The organism is Pseudodesulfovibrio portus, from assembly GCF_026000375.1.
GTDB classification, from domain to species: domain Bacteria; phylum Desulfobacterota; class Desulfovibrionia; order Desulfovibrionales; family Desulfovibrionaceae; genus Pseudodesulfovibrio; species Pseudodesulfovibrio portus.
The window spans coordinates 2,885,516-2,907,899 of the sequence record NZ_AP026708.1; the positions used below are offsets into that span (position 1 = coordinate 2,885,516).

General features: G+C 63.2%; 21 protein-coding genes. 7 read left to right on the forward strand and 14 right to left on the reverse strand.

Annotation, left to right across the window (positions count from 1 at the left end):
- Nucleotides 1-11: 11 nt before the first annotated feature.
- Nucleotides 12-392, reverse strand: a complete 381-nt coding sequence (locus tag OO730_RS13775; protein ID WP_264982051.1) for a hypothetical protein — start codon at nucleotides 390-392, stop codon at nucleotides 12-14.
- A 153-nt stretch (nucleotides 393-545) separates the two neighbouring features.
- On the opposite strand from OO730_RS13775, the gene OO730_RS13780 reads away from it, so the two are divergent.
- A complete protein-coding gene (locus OO730_RS13780; protein WP_264982052.1) occupies nucleotides 546-959 on the forward strand; it encodes a DUF3592 domain-containing protein in 414 nt (137 codons plus the stop codon).
- On the opposite strand, the gene OO730_RS13785 is transcribed toward OO730_RS13780, so the two are convergent.
- From OO730_RS13785 to OO730_RS13800, 4 genes are all read right to left on the reverse strand, one after another.
- A complete protein-coding gene (locus OO730_RS13785; RefSeq protein ID WP_264982053.1) occupies nucleotides 956-1,549 on the reverse strand; it encodes a hypothetical protein in 594 nt (197 codons plus the stop codon). The two genes, OO730_RS13780 and OO730_RS13785, sit on opposite strands and share 4 nt — an antisense overlap.
- 517 nt (nucleotides 1,550-2,066) lie before the next feature.
- On the reverse strand, nucleotides 2,067-4,124 hold the full coding sequence (locus OO730_RS13790; RefSeq protein WP_264982054.1) for a ribonucleoside triphosphate reductase: 2,058 nt from the start codon (nucleotides 4,122-4,124) through the stop codon (nucleotides 2,067-2,069).
- Entirely contained in the window at nucleotides 4,072-4,755 is a 684-nt protein-coding gene (locus OO730_RS13795) for an anaerobic ribonucleoside-triphosphate reductase activating protein (protein ID WP_264982055.1), read from the reverse strand. Before OO730_RS13795 ends, OO730_RS13790 begins: the two co-directional genes overlap by 53 nt.
- Before the next feature lie 323 nt (nucleotides 4,756-5,078).
- Nucleotides 5,079-5,357, reverse strand: coding sequence for a hypothetical protein (locus OO730_RS13800; protein ID WP_264982056.1), 279 nt, complete (start codon nucleotides 5,355-5,357; stop codon nucleotides 5,079-5,081).
- Nucleotides 5,358-5,434: 77 nt separating this feature from the next.
- On the opposite strand from OO730_RS13800, the gene OO730_RS13805 reads away from it, so the two are divergent.
- On the forward strand, nucleotides 5,435-6,490 hold the full coding sequence (locus OO730_RS13805) for a DUF6765 family protein (RefSeq protein ID WP_264982057.1): 1,056 nt from the start codon (nucleotides 5,435-5,437) through the stop codon (nucleotides 6,488-6,490).
- 134 nt (nucleotides 6,491-6,624) lie between these two features.
- Nucleotides 6,625-7,821: a metallophosphoesterase gene (locus OO730_RS13810; protein WP_264982058.1), complete on the forward strand. Its 1,197-nt coding sequence runs from the start codon at nucleotides 6,625-6,627 to the stop codon at nucleotides 7,819-7,821.
- A 64-nt stretch (nucleotides 7,822-7,885) separates the two neighbouring features.
- Here OO730_RS13810 and OO730_RS13815 read toward each other — a convergent pair whose 3' ends face one another.
- The gene (locus tag OO730_RS13815) at nucleotides 7,886-9,220 is read right to left on the reverse strand and encodes an APC family permease (RefSeq protein ID WP_264982059.1); all 1,335 of its coding nucleotides are present in this window, start codon (nucleotides 9,218-9,220) and stop codon (nucleotides 7,886-7,888) included.
- A 242-nt stretch (nucleotides 9,221-9,462) separates the two neighbouring features.
- Between OO730_RS13815 and OO730_RS13820 the strand changes: the two genes are divergently transcribed.
- From OO730_RS13820 to OO730_RS13830, 3 genes are all read left to right on the forward strand, one after another.
- Nucleotides 9,463-10,161: a FadR/GntR family transcriptional regulator gene (locus OO730_RS13820; protein WP_264982060.1), complete on the forward strand. Its 699-nt coding sequence runs from the start codon at nucleotides 9,463-9,465 to the stop codon at nucleotides 10,159-10,161.
- 18 nt (nucleotides 10,162-10,179) lie between these two features.
- The gene (locus OO730_RS13825) at nucleotides 10,180-11,196 is read left to right on the forward strand and encodes an alpha-hydroxy-acid oxidizing protein (protein ID WP_264982061.1); all 1,017 of its coding nucleotides are present in this window, start codon (nucleotides 10,180-10,182) and stop codon (nucleotides 11,194-11,196) included.
- Between the two features lie 169 nt (nucleotides 11,197-11,365).
- A complete protein-coding gene (locus OO730_RS13830; protein WP_264982062.1) occupies nucleotides 11,366-12,166 on the forward strand; it encodes a sulfite exporter TauE/SafE family protein in 801 nt (266 codons plus the stop codon).
- Between the two features lie 364 nt (nucleotides 12,167-12,530).
- Here OO730_RS13830 and OO730_RS13835 read toward each other — a convergent pair whose 3' ends face one another.
- The 3 genes from OO730_RS13835 to lpxB are packed head-to-tail and all read right to left on the reverse strand — an operon-like array spanning nucleotide 12,531 to nucleotide 15,763.
- Nucleotides 12,531-12,857, reverse strand: a complete 327-nt coding sequence (locus tag OO730_RS13835; protein ID WP_264982063.1) for a hypothetical protein — start codon at nucleotides 12,855-12,857, stop codon at nucleotides 12,531-12,533.
- Between the two features lie 32 nt (nucleotides 12,858-12,889).
- Nucleotides 12,890-14,584: a glycosyltransferase family 2 protein gene (locus tag OO730_RS13840; protein ID WP_264982064.1), complete on the reverse strand. Its 1,695-nt coding sequence runs from the start codon at nucleotides 14,582-14,584 to the stop codon at nucleotides 12,890-12,892.
- Nucleotides 14,585-14,623: 39 nt separating this feature from the next.
- The gene (lpxB, locus tag OO730_RS13845) at nucleotides 14,624-15,763 is read right to left on the reverse strand and encodes a lipid-A-disaccharide synthase (RefSeq protein ID WP_264982065.1); all 1,140 of its coding nucleotides are present in this window, start codon (nucleotides 15,761-15,763) and stop codon (nucleotides 14,624-14,626) included.
- 130 nt (nucleotides 15,764-15,893) lie between these two features.
- On the opposite strand from lpxB, the gene OO730_RS13850 reads away from it, so the two are divergent.
- Nucleotides 15,894-16,823 (forward strand): Gfo/Idh/MocA family protein, encoded by a 930-nt coding sequence (locus OO730_RS13850; RefSeq protein WP_264982066.1) that lies wholly within the window; start codon nucleotides 15,894-15,896, stop codon nucleotides 16,821-16,823.
- A gap of 140 nt (nucleotides 16,824-16,963) precedes the next feature.
- On the opposite strand, the gene OO730_RS13855 is transcribed toward OO730_RS13850, so the two are convergent.
- From OO730_RS13855 to OO730_RS13875, 5 genes are all read right to left on the reverse strand, one after another.
- Nucleotides 16,964-17,617 (reverse strand): BON domain-containing protein, encoded by a 654-nt coding sequence (locus OO730_RS13855; protein ID WP_264982067.1) that lies wholly within the window; start codon nucleotides 17,615-17,617, stop codon nucleotides 16,964-16,966.
- A gap of 52 nt (nucleotides 17,618-17,669) precedes the next feature.
- Nucleotides 17,670-19,292 (reverse strand): ArnT family glycosyltransferase, encoded by a 1,623-nt coding sequence (locus OO730_RS13860; RefSeq protein ID WP_264982069.1) that lies wholly within the window; start codon nucleotides 19,290-19,292, stop codon nucleotides 17,670-17,672.
- On the reverse strand, nucleotides 19,293-19,916 hold the full coding sequence (locus tag OO730_RS13865; protein ID WP_264982070.1) for a phosphatase PAP2 family protein: 624 nt from the start codon (nucleotides 19,914-19,916) through the stop codon (nucleotides 19,293-19,295). It abuts the gene before it with no gap.
- 49 nt (nucleotides 19,917-19,965) lie between these two features.
- A complete protein-coding gene (locus tag OO730_RS13870; protein ID WP_264982071.1) occupies nucleotides 19,966-20,166 on the reverse strand; it encodes a hypothetical protein in 201 nt (66 codons plus the stop codon).
- Nucleotides 20,167-20,603: 437 nt separating this feature from the next.
- Nucleotides 20,604-22,373 (reverse strand): motility associated factor glycosyltransferase family protein, encoded by a 1,770-nt coding sequence (locus OO730_RS13875; RefSeq protein WP_264982072.1) that lies wholly within the window; start codon nucleotides 22,371-22,373, stop codon nucleotides 20,604-20,606.
- Between the last annotated feature and the right edge of the window lie 11 nt (nucleotides 22,374-22,384).

The following is a 22,384-nucleotide window of genomic DNA, read 5'->3' on the forward strand; positions in this document are numbered from 1 at the left end:
CTTTTTTCTGCTCAGAAGGTCTCGCGCTTGACCCGGATGGTCAATCCCTTTTCCCGGAGGTGGGAGGCCAGGATCTGCGCCCGCTCCAGGCTGGGGACGGTGCTGATGACCAGCTGGGCCGTTCCCGCCTCGTCCCAGACCCAGATGTTCTCGGGCAGGACCAGTCCGGCCTTGCGGGTGGCTATGAGGAGCCGCTCCCTGGCCGTTTCCCGGCTGTCGAAGGAGTCTTCGGCCAGGGGCTCGCCGCAGGCCAGTACCCACCAGCCGCGGGGGCGCAGGTCCGGATTGCGTTCCTCTCCGAAGCTCTTGGCGGTCAATTCGGCCTGGCCCTGGCGGACCACTGCCGTCATGCGCAGGATGGATTTTTCTATCTGATGAATGTTGTCGGTCATGCGCTGTCGTCGACCCGAATGACGGGCCGGTCTCCCATGGGAACAATTTATCCCTACGCCCGGTTCCTGGCAAGGAGGATGACGGGGGTAAGCGTTATTTTTTCACGGCCTTGCGTCCGGGCTTTGGGCAAGGTATTGAAGGGCATGGCCTTCATGTCCGGAACACATGCCAAGCGGACCGCCGAATATCGGCGGATACGCATCATAGTGGGCGCTGCCGTCGTGGCCTGCCTGGTCTGGGCGTTCGCTTCGCTGCCTTACGACATCCTGCGCGCGGAGCGGGCCAGGCTGTATGGCGAGGAAGCCACCACCGGCGTTGTCCTGGCCGTGCGCGGCGTGGAGTCCTCCGACACCGGCAAAGGCAGGCTGGTCGTCGACTACAAGTATATCGACCCCGACGGATTCGCGCGCACGGCCTCGGCCCGGATGGACGCGTCAAAGTGGTCGCAGTACCGCCCCGGCCGTTCGGTCAAGGTGATCTTCGTGCGCAACCGCCCCGAGATCGTCCGCCTTCCCGGCGAGGAGGAGCCCGCCTTTCAGCTCTGGCTCCGCGACCTCATGAACTAGCGATATTGTTTCGGAAACCGTTCGCCCATCAGGTATTCCATGGCCTCCCGGTCGATGGTGCCCGAGGCGATGAAGAATTCCAGGCCCACGATCATGGGGTGGTAGGTCAGTCCGTGGTCCAGTTCGTCCGCCGGGCCGTACAGGAACCGCTCGGCGGGCACGACGTCGTTGACGGTGATGATCCCGTCCGCGTGCAGGGCAGAGGGCATGACGTGATCCAGGATGACTCCGCCGGGCAGGGTGGTCCAGAGATGGTAGGTGCCCAATTGGTCCTCGCCGGACTCGTCGGCGATCATCTTCCTGAAGTGCGCCGTTGTCGCCGGGTGGCGCATCTCGCCGTCCACGGCCACGTTCCCCAGCGTCATGACCGCTCCGGGAATGTGGAACTTCCGGGTCAGCATGTGGAACATGCCGAAGTTCACGGACAGGGTCTGCACCGCCCGCTGCGCGAACGGTATGTGCCCGGTCTCCTCCACGGCATTGAGCACCGCCTGGTCGATGGGCATCGCGGTCTCGTTGACCGTAAACTCCCCCAGGTCCCACTTGGCCGTCCGGCTGACAGCACTCTTGAATTCCTTCAGATACGACATGGCCTGACTCCCTATCATTTCCCCTCCCGGCGGGCAAGGTTTGTGGTGTCGGAGGGGGGCCTCGCCGGCGGGCGTCTCCGACGGGCAGGGCGCTGCCCTGCACCCGCTCAAGGCCGAGGGCCTTGAGAATCCCGTGTCGCCTTGCGGCGAGAGGTGCGCGGGGGCGGGGCGGCTGGGCATGGTCGGGCAGCACGGAATGTCCCGAAGTCTTCGCGTTGGCGGGCAAGCGGCAAGCCGCCTTGCCCGCCAACGCAAATCCTTCGGGACGGTGCCCACGCCACAAGCGTCGGGTTTCGTCATTGGGAAATTGAGATGGTGGCGTGTTGGAACGGCGTGAGGTGAAAGAGGCACGACCGTTCTCAAACAGCACCCGCGCGGATGCGCATATGAAAAGTTTGGGAAAAGGAGGGGATGGGGGTCGGGGGGTCCCAAAGAGTACAAGCCCCGCGCCGGGAGGGGCGCAGGGCTTGCATTCCACTATCCTCAGGCCCATTCCTCGTGGGCCTTCAGAACTATCTTAGGTGCACAGGCAGTCGCTGAACACCACCCGGTCGGCGTATTCCGCCTGCTTGCCCTTGTTCCAGCGGGACACGGGGCGGTAGTAGCCCACGATGCGGGTGTAGACCTCGGCCTCCTGGCCGCAGGTGGGGCACTCGAAGTGTTCGCCCAGGATGTAGCCGTGTTCCTTGCAGATGGAGAAGGTCGGCGTGACCGAGACATAGGGAATCTTGGTCTTGGTGAACGCCTTGAGGATGAAGTTCTTGAGGGACTTCGGGTCGGTGACCGCCTCGCCAAGGAAGGTGTGGAACACGGTGCCGCCGGTGTAGAGCGGCTGGAGCTGGTTCTGGTGCTCCAGGGCGTAGAGCACGTCTTCGGAGATGCCCACGGGCAGCTGGGTGGAGTTGGTGTAGTAGGGGGTGCCGTTGCCCTGGGCCTGGATGTCGGCGTAGAGCTGCTTGTCGATCTTGGCCAGCCGGTAGCTGGTTCCTTCTGCGGGCGTGGCTTCCAGGTTGTACAGGGAGCCGGTCTCCTCCTGGAAACGGGAGGTGATGCGGCGCAGGTGGTTGAGCGTGCGGCGCATGAGGCGCACGCCGGATTCGGTCTCGATGCCCTTGCCGATCAGGTTCAGGCACGCCTCGTGGCCGCCGAGCAGGCCGATGGTGGAGAAGTGGCCCTTGTAGCCGTTCTTCAGGTAGCGCTTGGACCAGGGGAACATGCCCGCGTCCAGGTTGTTGTTGATGACCTTGCGCTTGAATTCCAGGGATTCCTTGGCCAGCTCGGCGTATTCCTCGACCAGGTCCAGGAACTCGTCCTCGGATTGGGCCAGGTAGGCGAGCTTGGGCAGGTTCAGGGTGACCACGCCGATGGAGCCGGTCAGGTCGCCCGCGCCGAACAGGCCGCCGGTCTTGGTGCGCAGTTCGCGCAGGTCCATCTGCAACCGGCAGCACATGGAGCGGACGTCCTCGGGATTGAGGTCCGAACTGATGAAGTTCTGGAAATAGGGCACGCCGTACTTGGAGGTCAGCTGCATGAGCTTTTCGCCGATCTCGGACTCCCAGGGGAAGTCCTCGGTGACGTTGTAGGTCGGGATGGGGAAGGAGAAGATGCGGCCGTCCGCGTCCCCTTCGAGCATGACCTCGATGTAGGCCTTGTTGATCATGTCCATCTCTTCCTGGAAATCGGCGTAGGTCAGATCTTCATGGTACTTGCCGCCGATGATGATGGGCTCGCCGGCGATGTGTTTGGGCGCCACGAGGTCCAGGGAGAGGTTGGTGAACGGCGACTGGCCGCCCCAGCGCGACGTGGTGTTCAGGTTGAACACGAATTTTTGCATGCACTGGCGGACCTGCTCGTAGTCGAGCCCGTCCTCGCGGATGAAGGGAGCCAGGTAGGTGTCCACGTTGTTGAACGCCTGGGCGCCCGCCCACTCGTTCTGCAGCGTGCCGAGAAAGTTGTTCATCTGGCCCAGGGCGGTGTCGAAATGCTTGGCCGGTCCGGCCGAGGCGCGGCCTTCCAGGTTGAAGCCCTCCAGGAGCAGGTCGCGCAGGGACCAGCCCGCGCAGTACCCGGCCAGGCCGAAGGACAGGTCATGTATATGGAAATAGGCGTGCTCGTGGGCCAGGCGGATTTCCTCGGGGTATTTCTCCAGGGCGTAGCGGGCCTGGACCGTACCGGACAGGTGGAGCATGAGACCCTGGAAGGAGTGGGTCATGTTGGCGTTTTCGTTGACGCGCCAGTCGGCCTGGTCGAGGTAGGTGTCGATGACGTCCTTGATGTCGAGGTAGGCTTCTTTCTGGGAACGGAGCTGGCGGCGTTTTTCGCGGTACAGGATGTACTTCTTGGCGATGTCGTACTGGCGGGCTTCCATGAGCACCTGCTCGACCATGTTCTGCACGTGCTCCTGCTCGGGGATGTCCATGCCTTCGAGTTTGCCTTCGACCTTGCGGGCGAGGCGTTTGGAGAGAAGCGGGTCCTTGATCCCGCTGGCGCTCAGCGCTTTGAATATGGCCTGGGCGATGCGGTCAGTTGACCACGTTTCCAGCCGGCCGTCTCTCTTCATGATTTGGCTTGGCATTCTCCGGCTTCCTCCTCGGGGGTACGTATTTCTGGATGGTGAGCTCGTGCGTCGGCGGCAGGTAGTTCCGCACGGTGGCCAGGTCGATGTCGGTCAGGCCGGGAACCCGGGTGCACCGGAAATAGAACATCTCCGGCCGGGCCTCGGCCAACTCGAAAATTCGGTTCAGGTTTCGCTGTGCCGCCAGTTCGGATACGGCCCCGCCGGTCAGGGCGGGATACTTGTGCCAGGGACCCTTCACGTCCACGGCAAATGTATCCGCAAGTTTGTCCTGCATGAGGTCCAGCACGACTTCGGGCCGCATGCCGTTGGTGTCCACCTTGACGGGCAGACCGGTCTTCTTGATCTCCCAGATCAGTTCGCCCACGCCGGGGGCGATGGATGGCTCGCCGCCGGTGACGGTGACGCCGTCGAGCCATCCGGCGCGGTTGCGGATGTAGGCCTTGATGGCGGCGGGGTCGAGTTCGGGCAGGGAGTGCATGTCCCAGGCGAGCTGGTAATTGTGACATGTGGGGCAGCGCAGGTTGCATCCGCCCAGGAAGATGATGCACGTGGTCCGGCCCGGCCAGTCGCACAGGCTCATGTTCTCAAAACCGCGTACGTATTTCCAGATGCCCGCAGGCTCGCTCATTCTCACATATCTCCCTAGGTTCCCCGGCCTGCTTGCGCGGTCGTGCTCGTGAAAAAGGAATCACGGCGACTCCGTCGGTTCGGAGTGTTTGCCGTGACGTGCCGACACTGTTTTCGACTTGCAAAAAAGGTGGCAGGCACGTGAGGGAGACAATATCCCAGCCGTGAAATTTTGTACAGGGGGTTGTCGAAAAATTTTTGACTATTCAGCCTGAAAATTAAGGTTATGACCGATTATTTTGGATTATAAGGAAATCATAAAAGTTTTCAACAAGGGTTAAATATGCCAGGTGGCGAAATATATAACTTTTTTCTAGATATAGTTTAGAAAAAATATTTTTCGATTCCGGTGGGATTGGTTTTCGACAGGTGGGGGAGGATCGGCGCAGGAGGGAAGTGGTCGCCGACATCTGAATGTCGCTTACCACAGGGCTTCCCGTTTGGGAACAGGCCGGAGTGCGTATTCCACAGAAAAAATGAACATTGAATTCCCGTCTTTTCCCGAATTGCGACAAAGGCGCAACAGGCAAGGGCTCCCGTTGTGTCAACAATTTCCCAGCCGTTTTTGTCGTTGTTTTCGGCACGGATATTGATCGGCCCCATCTTCCACCTTGAGCAGGGTCGGCTCTTCGTATATAGGGTTTCTTGTTTAGAAAAACAAATTATTGCAGGAGGACTTCATGCAGATCGATATGCATTTTTACGGGACTTACGCCATTGCGCGGATAGCGGGTTTTTCATCTGATCAGGCAAGGACGATCGCCACGGCGGCGGAGTTCGTCGACGAAGCGGTTACGGCAGAGCCCGTAGAGATGAACGGCCTGACCTATGTGCTCCCGGTGGTCTCGGCGCATCGGATGTACGACCTGCCCGAGAACTCCAACGTCATGGACCAGTGGCGGGTCTGGCTGCCGTTTCATTTCCTGCCCGGCGGCTACGGCAACCGGGTGGCGGACAGGGTCGTGTGCGCCTGGGGCGAGCCGGACAACGTGGCCGTGGAATCGATCATCAAGCTGGCCCTCGACCAGAAGGGGCAGCGGCATGATCTGCATATGCTGGGCATTGTCACCCACGTGCTGCAGGACACCTATGCCCATTACGGATTCAGCGGGTTCGCCACGGACCGGAACCGGATCAGGCAGTCCACGCTGGTCAGCCCGATCAATGACTTCGGCGATCTGCTCAACGTGCTCTGGGGCAAGGCCTCCGGCGCCCTGGCGGAAGGCTCCCGGCTGGGCCACGCCTCGGTCTCGACCTGTCCCGATATCCCGCATCTGTCGTGGCGGTTCCGCTACGAGGAGCGCCCGGCCATTCCTGTCGATTACGACCTGGAGAATCGGGACAACCGGCATTCCTTTTACCTGTCGTGCACGCGCCTGCACGCACTCTACCGGGCGTTTCTGGCCGGGGCCGGTTCCATCGACGAGCCGGACGGGCACGCGGCCTTTGCGCCGCAGGCGGAGGCCTCCATCAAGGCGATTCTTGCCGGTGACGACAACGACAAGGACAGGCGCAGCGAATTGTGGCGGGAACGCATCGAGGCCGATGGGTTGTTCCCGGTTTCCCGGGACGACCGCGACCTCCGGTACGACGACGCGGGCTGGCGGTTCGACATCATGCGCAACAACGCCGTGGCCGCCACCACCCATGCCTACCAGTTCAATCAGGCGGCCGCCCGGTACCTGGATCACGTCCACAACCAGGTCCTGCCCGGTCTGGGCATCCTGAGCAATTGACGGATCGCCCCCTCCCGGTTTCGGCCGGGAAGGGGCCCTGTCCCATCGTTTCCCGCAGTGCAGGCCCGGTACAAATTTGACAATTCCCCGAGAGTAGCCCATGAGGTGTTGATAAAACCTCAAGGGAATTGCGTATGTTGACCTGGGCCGTTATCGTCATGACCGTGACCACCCTGATAGTCCTCTATCTGGGATGGCGGCTCATCGCGCCGCTGCCCGTGGGCCGCAAGCGGAAAATCACCCTCTGGCTGATGCTGGCCATCCTCATGTACGGCCACCGCATCACCTGGTTCATGCAGCGCTCGGGCAGCAAGTACGAATGCCTGGTCTGCGATTCCATCGACTGGGTGGGGTTCACCTTCCTTGGGTTCATCTCCATCCTGATCATTCTGATGTTCGTCCGCGACATTCCCCGGCTTATCTCGTCGATCATGTCCAGCCTGAACAAGCTCTTTGTCCGGCGCAGCAAACGTCCGTACTTCATCGAGCCGGACCTGGACCGCCGCCGCTTCATGCTCAACGCCACCAACGGTGCGCTTTTCGCCGCCGCCCTGCCGCTCACCGGGTACGGCATGTTCAACGCTCGGCGCGAACCTGCGGTTGTGAACAGCGTCCTGCCCGTGGTGGGGCTGCCCGAGGGGCTCGACGGCTTCACCATCGCCCAGATCTCCGACACCCACATCGGGCCGACCATCCGGTCCGGGTGGGCGCGCATGGTGGTGGACGCGGTCAACCGGCTGGGGGCGGACATGGTGGTGCACACCGGCGACCTGGTGGACGGGTCCGTGGACGGTCTCAAGGAGGACATCGCGCCCATGGGCGAGCTGCACGCTTCCCACGGCGTCTGGTTCTGCACCGGCAATCACGAGTATTATTCGGGCGTCCACGAATGGCTGGTGGAGGCCGACCGGCTGGGCATGACTCCGCTGGTCAACGAGCACCGGCTCATCGATACGGGACGCGGGCGCATCCTCCTGGCCGGCGTGTCGGATTATCGCAGCCAGCGTATCGAGCCGACCCATGTGTCGTCCCCGTCCGCAGCCATGCAGGGCGCGCCGGAGTTCGACGTGTCCATCCTCCTGGCCCACCAGCCCAATTCCATCCACGAGGCGGCAAAGGCCGGGTTCGACGTCCAGTTGTCCGGTCACACTCACGGCGGACAGTACTTCCCCTACAACTTCGTCATCCACCTGTTCCAGACCTACGTGCGCGGCCTGCACCTGCACGAGGACACGGTGCTCTACGTCAACACGGGCACCGGTTACTGGGGCCCGCCGATCCGGCTGGGCACCACCCCCGAGATCACCCTGCACACCCTGAAGCGGGTGTAGCCGCCGATAAGAAAAGCCCCCGCGCATCCGATGCGCGGGGGCTTTCCGTTCGCGTCGTCGCCCGTTACCGTCGGGTGTTTTTCCGGTCGTTCTTGAGGAGCAGGCCCGCGCCCAGGATGAGCAGGGACAGGAGCAGGAAGTGGACGAACATGTCCTTCTGGATGGCTCCCCAGATGATGTATAGGGACCCGGCCCCGGCCAGCAACGGGCAGACGCGGCGGCTGAACCCGCCCAGGTCGGTGAAGGTCTTCGTCACCCAGAAGTAGAGGGAGATGTAGATCACGTACAGGAAGGCGATGGGCAGCTCCGAGATGTCCATGAAGCCGCCCCACCAGCCCTTGAAGTTCCCATACCAGACCATCAGCCAGAAGGCGGACAGGACAAAGCCCATGAGCGCGGAGGAGGTGGTGGAGTTGTAGGCGGCGTTGACCCGCTTGAACAGGTCGGGGCGGGGGCCCATGTCGCGGGAGGCGATGGAGAACATGCCCCGGGCCGAGCCCATGATCAGGCCGTTCAGGGTGCCGAGGCAGGAGATGATGACGAACACGGTCAGCAGCGTGCCGGACACCTTGCTGAAGATCAGGGCGATGACCTGCACGGGCGCGCCGTCGCCCTCTGCCAGGACCTGGTCGTTGGTCAGCACGCCGGAGATGCCGAGGTAGTAGGTCATGTAGATGACCACCACGGCGATGGTGCCCACCACCAGGGCGCGGGGCAGGGTGCGTTTGGCGTCCTTGAGCTCGGCGTTGATGACCGTGGCGATGATCCATCCCTCGTAGGCGAACGCCGTGGACAGGGTGGCCACGGCCAGCCCGCCGCCGGAGTCGGCCACGGTCTGGGCGGCCTGGGTGAAGTTCTGCACGGTCATGCCGGAGCCCATGCCTGCCACGGTGCCGACCACGGCCACCAGGGCCAGCGGGATGAGCTTGATGACCGTTGCCGTCACCTGCCAGCGCCCGGCCAGGACCGGGGAGAAGTAGTTGAGCAGGAAGAAGGCGGTCATGTACAGGGCGGCGATGGGCCAGACGCCCTGTTCCCACCCCAGGAGCACCTGGGTGTAGTTGGCCGACACCCAGGCCAGCACGGCCACCAGGGTCGGGTAGTATATGAAGGTCATGAACCAGGCGACCATGTATCCCGCGTTGCGCCCGTAGGCCTGCTCGAAATAGTCGACCACGCCGTTGACCCGCTCGATGCGGGTGGCGATGTTGGAGAACACGTAGGCCGTGACGATCATGATCGCCCCGCCGATGAGCCACGCCGTGAGCGCGGTTGTCAGGCTGCCGTTCGATGCCTTGAGGACGTCGTCCGCCTTGAAGAAGACGCCCGAGCCGATGACGATGCCCACGACCATGGCGGTCGCGGTCCAGAAGCCGTACTTCTTTTCTAGATTGTTCATGATGATATGGTACCGGCTTTGGCCGGTTTTGGTGAATAGGGTTATTATCTCTCCCGTTGCCTGGCGAAAAGGGGCCGAATGAGGGACCCGGCGTCCGGGCAAACGGTTGTTTCTTTGCTCTGATCCTCCGCAAATGTCCAGGCAAACATTCCTCCGCAGCGCCACTCGGCATGCACAAGGGGTTGACGTCGCCGGAACATTGGTCTAATTGGTAGATTGGTCTAACCAATTAGGGGGAAAGTATGGAAATTCAGCGAGTTGGCAGAAAATCCATCTCCGAAGAAATCGTTGTCCAGATTCGCCGGATGGTCGATGAGGGCCATTTGTCGCCCGGGGACCGGCTGCCTGCCGAGCGGGTCATGGCCGAGATGTTCGGCGTGTCGCGGACCACTGTGCGCGAGGGCATCAAGTCCCTGGCCGAGGCGGGCATGCTGGAAAGCCGCCAGGGGGCCGGGACATTCGTGCGCCGCATGGATGATCAGCCCGTACCCCAGGCCGGGTCGCTCATCGACGCCATCCTGGCCGGTGACTACAGCCTGGCGGACGTGTTCGACGTGCGCAAGATGGTGGAGCCCGAGATCGCGGCCATTGCCTCGGGCAAGGCCAAGCCCGACGACATCACCCGGCTGGAGGCGATCCTTCACCAACAGGAGGAGGCCATCAGGACCGGCTCTTCGGGAGGCGAGCACGACCAGCGGTTCCACCAGCTGCTGGCCGACATCGCTGGCAACAAGGTGCTCAGGGAGCTGGTGACCGCCCTGCACGACGCCCTGGCCCGGAGCCGGGCCGACGACGTGCAGTCCCCGGAGCGGCAGAAGGCGTCGGTGGCGTCACACTGGGCCATCGTGGCCGCGCTGAAGAACGGTCACGGCATGCAGGCCGAGCGCGCCATGCGCGAGCACCTGGACGAAGTGGAAAAGATAATTTTCGGAACCAAATAAATTCTAAGGAGATTTGAGATGAAGGAAGTCAATGACAAGGCCCGCGATCTGATGAAAGGCTTCTGTCGCGTCTGCAAGGTGTGCGACGGCCGCGCCTGCGCCGGGGAAGTCCCGGGTATGGGCGGCGTGGGAACCGGTTCCTCGTTCAAGTCCAATGTGGAGGCCCTGGAGGGAATCCGCGTGAACATGCGGCTTTTGCACGACGCCACCCAGCCGGACACTTCCACCGAGGTGCTCGGTTACAAGCTGTCCATGCCGGTCATGGCCGCGCCCATCGGCGGCGTGTCGTTCAACATGGGCGGCGGCGTGTCCGAAGAAGACTATGCCGACGCCGTGGTGTCCGGTTCCAGGGCCGCCGGGGTCATCGGCTGCACCGGCGACGGCGTGCCCCCGTTCATCCACGAGTCCGGGTTCGCGGCCATCGAGAAGAACAACGGCCACGGCATCCCGTTCATCAAGCCGTGGGAGGGCGCGGAGCTCGACGAGAAGCTGGAAAAGGCGCGCAAGCTCGGCTGCACCACCTTCGGCATGGACGTGGACGCCGCCGGACTGGTCACCCTGCGCCAGATGGGCCGCCCGGTGTCTCCCAAGACTCCCGAAGAGCTGGCCCGGATCATCGAAAAGGTCCACTCTTGGGACGCCAGGTTCATCGTCAAGGGCATCATGACCCCGGATGAGGCCGAGCTGGCCGCCCAGGTCGGGGCGGACGGCATCGTGGTTTCCAACCACGGCGGCCGCGTCATCGACCACACTCCCGGCACCGCCGAGGTCCTGCACGAGGTGGCCGAGCCGGTCAAGGGCAAGTTGGCCGTGCTGGTCGACGGCGGCGTGCGCACCGGCGTGGACGTGCTCAAGATGCTCGCCCTGGGCGCGGACTGCGTCATGATCGGCCGTCCCGTTTCCGTGGCTGCCGTGGGCGGCCTCCAGGAAGGCGTGGAAAAGTACTACGAGACCCTCAAGGGGCAGCTCGTGGGCTCCATGGTCCTGACCGGCTGCCGGGACATTGCGGCCATAGACCTCAACGTCCTGTTCTAGGAACGTCTTCGGCGGAAGGGCAATGGGGAGCGACTCCACCCGTGGGCGGGCCGGGCCTCTCCCTTTTCCCCATGCCACATCCACCCTTTTCCCGAATTGTCGCTTCGCGGGGAATCATTGCGGGGGCGGGATGTATGAACCCGAAAGCGGAATAAAGAGATAACACCAAATGTTGACGACGTATCTTCTGTACATCACCCTGGGCGCATTGGCCGGGGTCCTGGCCGGGTTGCTCGGCATCGGCGGCGGGCTGGTCATCGTGCCCATGCTCAACTTCGCATTCGAGGCCCAGAAATTCCCGGTGGAGCACATCCAGCACGTGGCGCTCGGCACCTCGCTGGCGACCATCATCTTCACGTCCCTGTCCAGCATGCGCGCCCATCACAAGCGCGGGGCCATCGACTACACCGCATTCTGGCGGCTCATGCCGGGCATCATCCTGGGCACCTACCTCGGCGCCTGGATCGCCTCGCTCATGTCCACCATGTGGCTCAAGGCGCTGTTCGGCGTGTTCCTGTACTATGTGGCCACCCAGATGCTGATGGGCATCAAGCCCAAGCCGACCCGCGAGCTGCCCGGCAAGGTCGGTCTCTTCGGCGTGGGCAACGTCATCGGCGTCTTCTCCGCCCTGGTCGGCATCGGCGGCGGCACCCTGACCGTGCCCTTCCTGTCCTGGTGCAACAAGACCATGCACGTGGCCATCGCCACGGCTGCGGCGGTGGGGCTGCCCATCGCCCTGTCCGGCACCGCCGGGTTCGTGGTCAACGGCCTGGGCGTGGAAGGCATCCCCGGTCCGCACGTCGGCTACATCTACATCCCGGCCTTCCTGGGCATCATCTCCATGTCCGTCCTGACCGCCCCCCTGGGCGCGAAGCTGGCGCACAGCCTGCCCGTGGACAAGCTGAAAAGGATATTCGCCATCCTGCTGTTCATAGTTGGCACCAGGATGCTGTGGAGCGCTTTCGCGTAGGCGGCTTTCGATAGCGGGGCATCTGCACATTTTTCGGGCGGATTGGAAATCCTCACCGTAGCGCTGCTACGCCTCCGGTTTCCAACCACCCGAGATACCCGTGGGCATTAGATCTTGTACGGCTCGAAGACTCGCCTACAATTCACTATAAATGCACAGCTACCCCACTCTCGAAAGCCTTGGGCTTTCGGGGGAAGAATCAGAAATGAAAAGGCTGCCCCACAAGGGGCAGCCTTTTCATTCTCCAGCGGGCAATCCGCGTAAAATGGGCGGGGGTGCCGCAGCTGCAAGGCGCAGCCAACGCAGCAGTAGCCTTCTACTGCAAGTTGGCTGGAACGCAGCAGATGCGGTGCCCCCGCCCATTTTACAGGCCGTGTTCTTTTTGGTGGGCGTCTACCACGTTGTCGACCTTGACCACCTTTGACTGGATACCGCCCGGCTTGATGGTGTACCGGGTGACCTCCCATTCCACCTCGTCGATGTATTCCACGTGGCCGTAGCCGTTTTCCGGCAGCAGGTCGCGGATCAGTTCCAGGAAGTCGTCGATATAGAGATAGGGTCCCTCGTGGTCCACGCGCAGGACGTCGCCGTCGTATTCCACCTGGTCGAACGGGATGGCTCCCTTGAGCTGTTCATATATGTCCGGGCTGATGCGGTGGAAGTCACCGTATACGCGCACATCTTCGGCCATGCATTCCCCCTTGGGTTTTCGTATGCAGGGAATTAGGCACTGAGGCCGAGGCGGTCAACCAGGAAGGCGCACTTTTGTTCCAGGTCCGACCATAAGAGTGCCTGGTTGGCCTGGGCGAGGCGAATCAATTCCTCGTCGGAATACTTGGTGTCGAGCTTGAACTTGTTGCCCATGACCTGGCCGATCTGCCGGGCGGTGCGGGACTTGGCCAGGCTGGAATGCTGGACGTGCCGGATGGCCAGGTCGCCCACGTACAGGGCGGGCATGCTCTCCAGGCACGCGCGCAGGTCCCGGTCCAGGTCGTCGAACTGTGACGGGGTGTAGCGCAGGTCGAAGCCGCCGGTCTTCTCGATGGAGGCGAGGCTGACCATGTGGCAGCAGCCGGACACGGACAGGCAGGGCCGGGTGTAGGTGAACAGCCCCGTGTCCAGCGATCCGGCGCAGTTGTCGAAGACCTGCACCCGGTTGGGCAGCTCGCCCGGCCTGGTGGGCGCGGGCGGTGTGGGGAAAATATTGTAGTCCGCGGATTGCAGGCCGTACGGCGGGAAGGCGGCGGTGATGCGGCAGCCCACTGCCCCGAGGCCGTCCCTCCCCCTGGCCGCGCCGAGCAGCCGCAGGAGCCAGTCTGCGGGCAACACGATGTCGTCGTCCAGGAAGGCCGCCCATTTGGCGGATTTCACCCCGTCCAGGGAGAGCAGCCAGTTGCGGGCGGCGGGAGCTCCCACGTTGATGGGCAGGGTCTCCATGTGGAACCGGTCCGGCCCGAACGCCTGTCGCGCCTTTCCCAGCACCTCCGCCGTGTGATCGGTGGAGCCGTTGTCCAGGGCGAAGACCTTTGCCTGTCCGATGTCGCTGGCAAGCAGGCTGTCCAGGGTGTCGGCCAGCAGGTCCGCCTTGTTCCATGAGTATACCAGGACGGCCACGGAGTCCGTGTCAGCCGGGTCGCCGGGCTGCAACGGATTGAACAGGTCGAAGAGCTTGAGCGTCAGGTTCACGTGCCAGGGAATCATCTTCCACAGCGCGGCCAGCGGGCCCTTGGCTTCGCCCTTCCTGCCCATGCGCAGGAGCAGTTCGCCTCCGGCGTAGGCCCGCCAGAGCCCCCATATGTCGGGGTCCAGGCCTTCGACGACGGGCAGGGCCGTCTCGGGCGGCAGGCAATGGAAGGCCTGGTCCGCCTCCATGCGCTGCTTCAGCGGCAGGGCCGCGTCGGGCCAGGGAACCATGTCCAGGGCGGCGGCCGGGATATCCGGCATGCCGAGGTGGATGCAGTCCTGCCAGACGTGGTCGAGCCAGGACAGTCCCTTGTTCGGGTCGCCGAGGACCACGGCCAGGAAGCGGAGGATGAGTGATCGGTCATCCTGGCGCGCCAGTTCATACCATGTGTCCATGGCCTCGGCGTCGCCGTCGTCCAGCGGCGCGGCATTGGCTGCAACGAGCATGGCACGGGCTGCGGCGTCGCCCGCCTTGAGCCCCTCTTTGAGTCCGCGCACGCCCCAGGCGGCCAGGTTCGGCGACAGGGGGTGGGCCTGGAACGCCCACAGGGCCATTCCCAGGGCAGCGTTCTTGCAGCCGGGCTTTTCAGCGCCCAGCTGGAAGAGGCCGGGCAGGAATCCGGCCAGGGAGCCGGGCTGTCCCATGCCCAGGTGCCAGCCGGAGAAATGGCGTCGGAATTCGGGTTGCAGGGGCGCACAGGGCGGGAGATTCAGGGGGACGGCAAATCGGTTCATGGTATTGGAGATTAGCAGAAAATCAGGGGCGGTGCCACTTCAACGGCCCAGCCGGGCCAGGTCGTCGAGGATGATGGCTGCGGCCCTGCGCGGCGCGCCGGGCTCGCCGACCATGGTGCGCAGCGAGGCCAACTCTTTCTTGACCCCTGCGTAGGCGGCGGGGTCGTCCAGCCATTTTCGGGCGTTGGCGGCCAATGCTTCGGGGTTGGCGTCCTCCTGGATGTGTTCCGGGTAGATTGCGTGGCCGGCGATGAGGTTGGGCAGGGAGATGTAGTTCACGTTGATGAGCCAGCGGCCGATCATGGCCGACAGGGGGGACACGGCGTAGGTGACCAGGGCCGGGGTGCCGATGAGCGCGGTCTCCAGGGTCACGGTGCCGGACGCGGCCAGGATCATCTTGCAGGAGCGGAAGGTCTCATACCGGTTGTCCGGGGTCACGCACTCCGCCGGGATGTCGTCGGGCCACAACTCGGCCAGTTCGGCCTCGTCCCGCCCGGGGGCGCAGACCATGACGTAGGTCAGGTCCGGGTGGTCCTTTTTCAGCAGCCGGGCGGTTTGGCCGAAGATGGGCAGGAGGGTGCGTATTTCCTTGGTCCGGCTGCCGGGCAGGATGCCGATGCGGTTGTCGTCGACCGGGAGCGCGTCCAGCTCCTCGAGGGGCAGCACGTCCATGAGCGGGTGGCCCACGTAGTCCACGTCCATGCCGAATTTGGCGTAGAACGGTTTCTCGAAGGGCAGGATGCAGATGACCCGGCGCACGTATTCGCGCAGGAACCTGACCCGGCCCGAGCGCCAGGCCCAGATCTGCGGGCTGATGTAGTAATAGACCGGTATATCGAGTTTTTTTGCCATCTTGGCGATGCGGAAATTGAACTCCGGGCAGTCCACCAGGACGATGGCCCGGGGTTTGATGCGGATCAGGTCGCGCTTGATCTTTCGGAGCAGCCCGAGAATGCGGGGCAGGCCGCCGAGGATTTCCGTGACCCCCACCAGGGAGATGAGGCCCATGTCGTAGCGCTTGGCAAGCCCCTCGGCCTCCATGGCCGGGCCGCCCATGCCGGTGAGACCGATGGCGGGCTCGGCCTCCTTCAGCCGCTTCATGAGTTCCGCGCCGTGCAGGTCGCCGGATGCCTCGCCCACGCTGAACCAGATGGGGCCTAGTGAATTTCCTTTGTCCATGGGAGGTTAGTACCGCATGTGGGAAGCGCCCGCAAGACGGGGAGGGAAGAATGGATGCACAAGGTTGCCAGGATGAACTTTGCCCTGTAGAAAGCACACGCAAACACGAACGTAAAACGAGGTTTTTCATATGATGAAAGTTGGAGTTGTCGGCCTGGGTTGGATGGGTCGGGTGCATCTGCGCAATTATACTGAAATGGCTGACGTGGAAGTGGTCGGCGTGGTGGACGTGGACGAAAAGGCGCGCGAGGAAGTCGCGGCCCAGTTCGGCGTCAAGACCTATGCCACCCTGGATGAGCTGCTGGCTCATGACCTGGACGCCATGAGCGTGTGCGTGCCCACAAGCCTGCACCACGAGGCCGGTATGGCGATCATGGACAAGTCCGTCAACGTGATCATCGAGAAGCCGCTGGCCAAGACATCCGCAGAGGGCGAAGCGCTGGTGGCCAAGGCCAGGGAGAAGGGCGTGGCCCTGATGGTCGGCCATGTGGAGCGGTTCAATCCGGCGGTTGCCCGGGTCAAGGAACTGATCAGCGGCGAGGACGACAAGGTCATCTCCATCCAGATTGAGCGCGTGGGCCCGTATCCGCCGCGCATCCAGGACGTGGGCGTGATCAAGGACCTCGGGTCCCACGACATCGACCTGATCCGCTACCTGACCGGTTCGGAGTTCAAGTCCGTGTACGCGGTCTGCTCCAGCTCCATCGGCGAGCATGAGGATTCCGCCCTGATCACCACGGAGATGGAAAACGGCGTGCTGGCCAACATCACCACCAACTGGGTGACCCCGTACAAGGGCCGGATGATCAACGTGGCCTGCGAGAACAAGTACGTCCAGGCCAACCTGATCACCCAGGAGGTCAAGGAATACTCGGCCTTCTCCACCTACGACAAGTCCTACTCCGTGCGCGAATGGCCGCTCATGTTCCGCGAGCCGGTGAAGGAGGAGCTGACCCAGTTCCTGACCGCGCTGCGCCAGGGCACCCCGGTGCCCATCACCGGCGAGGACGGCCTGGAAGTGCTCAAGACCTTCGACAAGATATTCGCCTGCATCGACTAGCGGCAATCCGAACCCGATAATAAAAGCCTCCGCCTCGAAAGAGACGGGGGCTTTCCATTTTCCAAAAAGCATGCTGCCCGCTCAAGCTCGACTCCTGCGAAGAGCGTTTCGCAGGATGAGAGGGGCGGGAACCGGGGCGCTTATCTCGCGGCCAGCTTGTCGCCGTGGCGTTGTTCGCCGGGCAGGGGCTCGCGGACCGAGATGTAGTCGACGACCTCGGTCAGGCCGTTCACCTCGGAGGCGATGGCCAGGGCCTGGGTCTTCTGGCGGTAGTCTTCGGTCTTGCCGATGAACACGGCGTTGGTGCCCACGGTCTCGACGCGCAGGTCCACGCTCTCCAGCCAGCCTGTCTCCTTGAGGCGGCTGAGGAGTTCTTCGTGCAGCGTCGCGCCTTCGAGGGTTTGGTCGGTTGTGGGGGCGTGATAGAATTTGCAGGTGATGGTCTTCAGCCCCTGCACCGTGGCTGCGGTCCGTATGGCGTGATCGGCCTGGGCCCTGTTCCGGACCGGGCCCACGAGATAGGCGTTGGCGTCGATGACGTGGGCGGCAACGGGCTGGCGGCATTTGAGGCGCAGTCTTTCCCGGAGGCGGCGTTCGAGCATCCGGTCCAGGTCGAGGGCGCACTGTTCGCCTCCCTCGATGTTTTTGCGCGGCAGATAGTCGTCCACGAGGACGGCCGCGTCATAGCCCGTCATGGCGTGCCCGGCCACCTGCACGGCGGGGTAGACGGCGCAGCCGACGAGAATGGCGGCAGTTGCCAGGAGCAAGAGGGTATGCAGTACTTTTCCGACCATAACTGACCAGAGACTATAGTGGAAAGTCTAGAGTTTGTCTAACGAAAGAGCATCATCCCTTCACGGCGATCAGGTAGACCATGCCCGCGATGTATTGGCGGTCCACGATGCGGAAACCGGGCAGCTGCGGCTTGTAATGCGGCCACTGGGTTTCCCGCACTGAAAGGACCACCTTTTCCTTGTCCCTGACGGTCTCGACCAGCTCGTCTAGGTGGTTGGTCTCGATCAGGTCGTATCCCGAGTAATAGGCGAAGATACCTGAATAAATCTTGATGGCGTGGGGCTCGTACCCGGCGTCCGCGTATTCCTTGATGATGGTCGCCTGCCGCTTGGGGGACATGGCGTCGTCCAGTGAAGGGGCCACCAGCAATCCCACCGGATAGATCCAGAGGATCATGGCCATGGCCGCAGTGAGCAGGCAGGCCCGGCTCCCCCTGGCGCGCAGGAGCAACAGTCCGCCGCCCCCCATCAGGAGCACGCAGGCGGAGAGGCCCAGCCCCCGCAGGGGCACCGGGAAGGGCAGCATGTCGCCGCCGATCAGCAGCCCGGTGCCGGCGGCCAGCCAGACCGCGGCAATCAGGGCCCACAGCCGGGTGACGCGTTTCTCCTCGCCGGTCAGCATGAAGTCCGCCGTGAGCAGGGCCAGCGGCGGGAACATGGGCAGGATGTAGATGAGGACCTTGCCGCTCAGGGAGGACAGGAAAATGAAGGTGGCCGCGAACATGATCCAGAGAAAGGCGCGCGGTCCGGCTTCGCGCCTTGCGGCCCACATCTCGCCCCAGCGGGACAGGGAGAGGTATTTGCCGACCGGGGCGGCGAACGCGGCCAGGGTCCAGGGCAGCCAGGCGAGCGGGAAGGCGATGAAATAGTACCAGACGGATTCGCGGTGGTGGAAGGTCCGGGTGGCCCGCTGGATGACGTGCTTGCCGAGCACCGTGTTCAGCAGGAAGTCCGGTCCCTCGGCCAGGACGACTCCGGCCACCCAGGCCCCGATCATGGCCAGCATGGCCAGCAGCCCCGCGCCCATCTGCCGGGAGAAGAACTTCCTCAGCTCCCCGCGCCAGGCCAGCCAGATGAAGGCGGTCAGCAGCGGGAACAGGAAGCCGAGCGGTCCCTTGATCAGGGTGGCCACGCCGCCGAGCAGGAAGGCGCAGAGCGGCCAGCACCCCTGTTTTTCTTCGGTGAACGCCCGGTACAGGCAGCCGTGGCCGAGCACTATGAGCGCGGCGAACATGAGGTCCATGCGCGAGTAGTGGAACAGCCCGGCCAGGAAGAAGGTGGACAGCAGGATCAGGGCCGCGCCCAGGCTGACGGCCTTGTCGAACCTGAGGGTCCGGGACAGCCGGTAGGCGGCGAAGATGAATAAGAGACCGGACAGCGCCGCGCCGATGAAGAAGACCTGCGGCATGTCCGCCGGGGTCAACTTGTCGATGAGCCAGAGGAACCAGAAATAGACCGGCGGCTTGTCCGGATACGGCTGGCCGTTGAGGGACAGGACCATCCATTTCCCGTTCTGCACCAGGTTCTGGTAGGCGTTGGCGTAGCGCACCTCGTCGGAGAACCAGAGTGCCCGGTTGCCGATGGTGAACCAGGTCTGGGCCAGCACGGCCAGGGTCATGGTCAGCCAGGGGTGGTTTTCCAGGCGGGTCCAGGTGCGGGAGAGGATGGGGGCCATTTATCGCCTCGTGGTGAAGAGCGTTGAGTCCGCGATGATGATGGCGGCGAATCCGCCGAAGCTGCCGAGCAGCCAGCCGAAGAAGATGTCGGACGGGTGGTGCCAGCCGAGATAGATGCGCGAGAAGCCCACGGCCGCGACGAATACGGCGAGCGCCCCGGTCAGCAGGAACCGTTTGGCGCGCAGGACCAGCGGCAGGGTCCAGCCCGTGATCTCGGTGGTGTGGCCCGAGGGCAGGGAGTGCTGTGCGCCCTTGGTGGTGATGGGGTCGAACCATTCGCCCTGCCCGGGGCGCGGTCGGCCGATGGTCTGCTTGAGGAAATGGACGGCCAGTCCGGCCACCACCGCCTGGACCGCGAGCAGGATCAGGATGAAACGCACCCGCTTCATGTTGTTCGTCTTCCAGGCCATGAGCAGGGAGATGCCGTAGCCGACGTAGAAGACCGGATTGGACCAGTCGGTCAGCCACTTCATGGCGGTCCGCAGGGCGGGATGGGCGGCCCGGTGGTCCTTGAAGAATACGGCCACGTCCGGCTCGGACCCGCAGGCCAGGAGGACCACGGCGAGCATGGCGAGGAGCGGCGCGGAAAAGAGCGCCCAGTGTTTCAGGGATGCGGTGCGCATACGGGTTTATAGAATAGACGGGCGGTCCGGGCAAGGGCGCGGAACAGGGCTACTCATTCCCGTTGTCGCCGTTTTCGGGGAAGGTCACATGGGTGTACCGGGCCCAGGTCTCGGGATCGGCGTTGAGTTCCTTGAGGATGTCGGTCAGGGGCTTGCCTTCCTGTTTCCAGTACTTGTAGGCGTGGTCCGAGCATTCGAAGGGGATGACCAGGGTTCCATCGTCATCGAGGTAGGGCTTTTTATCATCCATGGCGGCGCACTATTTCATTAAACGGCCCGAACTTCAAGTTCGGGATGCGGCTTCGGATAGCGGGCCATCTGCACATTTTCGGAGCACGGTTTAATCCTCACCGTAGCTAGGTTACGCCTCCGGTTAAACCGCACTCCGAAAATGCACACCTGACCCACTCTACGAAGCCTGAAGCCGTGTGTTTGCGGGGATGGCGTTGTTCGGGATGCAGTCAGGTGACCCGCTGTTTGGTGCCGGTGGCACCAACGGCGCTCACGGCGGTTGAAGAGGCAGTGTGGCGAGAATTCCTTACATCCCTGCTGTCGAACAGCTTCGCCGAAGGCGCGATAAAAAGTTTAGGAAAAGAGAGGGATGGGGGGCCGGGGGAAGGGGAGAGAGGGAAGCCCTTTCCCAAAGGGTGCCCTCTCTCCCCTTCCCCCGGCCGCCGGAGGCCCCGCCTATGCGGCGGCGGTTTCCTCGGCGGTGAAGCAGACCTTGCGGTCCATTTCCCGGACTTTCTTGAGGATGCGTTTGGCGATGGACTTGAATTCCTGGAGGTCGGACCGTTCGTGCCGGGCCTTGGCCCGGGTCAGCCCGGCCAGGTCCAGGGTCTCGTTGAACAGGTAGGGCATGTACAGGGGGTCCTGCTTGACGAACATCTCGATCCGTTCCAGCGAGGTGTGGATTTCCTTCTGGTTGGCCGTGATGTTCTTGAACAGCTTGGTCAGGTGCTTTTCCGCGTTGCGCATGGAAGTGGTCCACATGGGGGAGCGGGGTTCCAGGCGGATGGGCGGGACCGCGTTTCGGCAGGCCATGAGGTCGCCCATGAACCGGTCCACGCTGCCGGGGGCCGAGGCCAGGATGCCGCGCGAGTATGCCGCGTCCAGGTCGATGGCTTCGGTGCCATCGATGGGCACGCCGCCGCCGTAGACGTTGTAGATGGGGAAATCCGCCTGCTTGAGGTCGTATTCCAATTCGCGCTTGGCGGTCATGTACTGGACAGTGGTCAGGATGGTCTCGCCATCCATGTTCTTGGTGTCCTGGTGGTAGGAGGCCCGCTTTATCTTGGTGTTGGTGTTGTGGTGGCCCGCCGAGTGGGACTTCCCGTTGATCCAGGCGTAGTCCTGGCCGACCATCAGGATGTGGCTCACGCCGCAGGTCCGCAGCAGCCGCGACAGGGTCACGGAGACGTTGCCGCCCGCGTCCAGCACCAGGTCGCGCTGCTTGAGCACGTATGTGCCCATGCCGCCCACGGTCCACATGGGCAGGGTGGGGCCGGGGTAGCGCTTGAGCAGCATGGGGTCCACCTTGGTGGAGTATATGAGCGGGATGTCGGATGCGAAGTCCGGGTCCAGCCGGTCGAAAATCCTGAGCATGGAGGAGTCGTAGTCGATGGCCGCGCACAGGTGGGGCTTGATGCCGAGCTTCTGCAGCACGGGCAGGGTCTGCAGCGCGCAGGTGTAGAGCACGTGTCCGGGCCGTTCGGCCAGCCGGGGGGCCATGTCTTCCAGGCTGGGGCCCGCGCCGAGGATGACCGCGCCCACGCCGTTTGCCTTGCCTTCGATGGATTTCAGGCTGCCGTCGAGCATGGCCCGCTTGAAGTTGTCGATCTCGTTGCCGACCATGACGTCCTGGCGGAAGCGCAGGGTGGACAGCTCCAGGGAAAAGTTTTCCAGCCGGTTCTTGATCAGGGTGGTCCACTGGGCGTATTCCGGGCCGAGCTGGCGGCTGGGCAGGTCGCCCTTGAGGTGGATCTGGCCGTAGATGAACTGCAGGTCGAGGTTCTTGACGACTTCGGCCACGAACCGTTCGTCCGGCACCAGGATGTGAAATTTCCTGGCCTCGAAGAAGGGCCGGTAGTCGGTCTGGCCCAGGCAGGCGAGCAGCATCTCGGTGCGCGGCTCGAGCAGCATGACCTTGTGCGTGTCGGGCGTGTTCTTGAGCAGGTGGTTGACCCCGTAGCCGAGGTTCGAGCCGACCACGAAGGTGGCCGAGGTGTCGGCCTTGTCCTTGTGCAGCCAGTTTGCGTAGAGCCCCTCGGGCGGCAGTGATTCGAGCAATCCCTTGCCGGATTCCATGCGCCAGTCGTGCAGGCCGAAGTCGTTGATGAAGATGTTGTTCTTCAGCTTGTCGATCTGGAAGTCCTGGGCGGAAAGCCATTGGAAAATGGGGTTTCCCGTGCGTTCAAGATACTCGATGTTGTCTTTCAGGTAGGGGTATGCGCTCATGTTCATCCTCT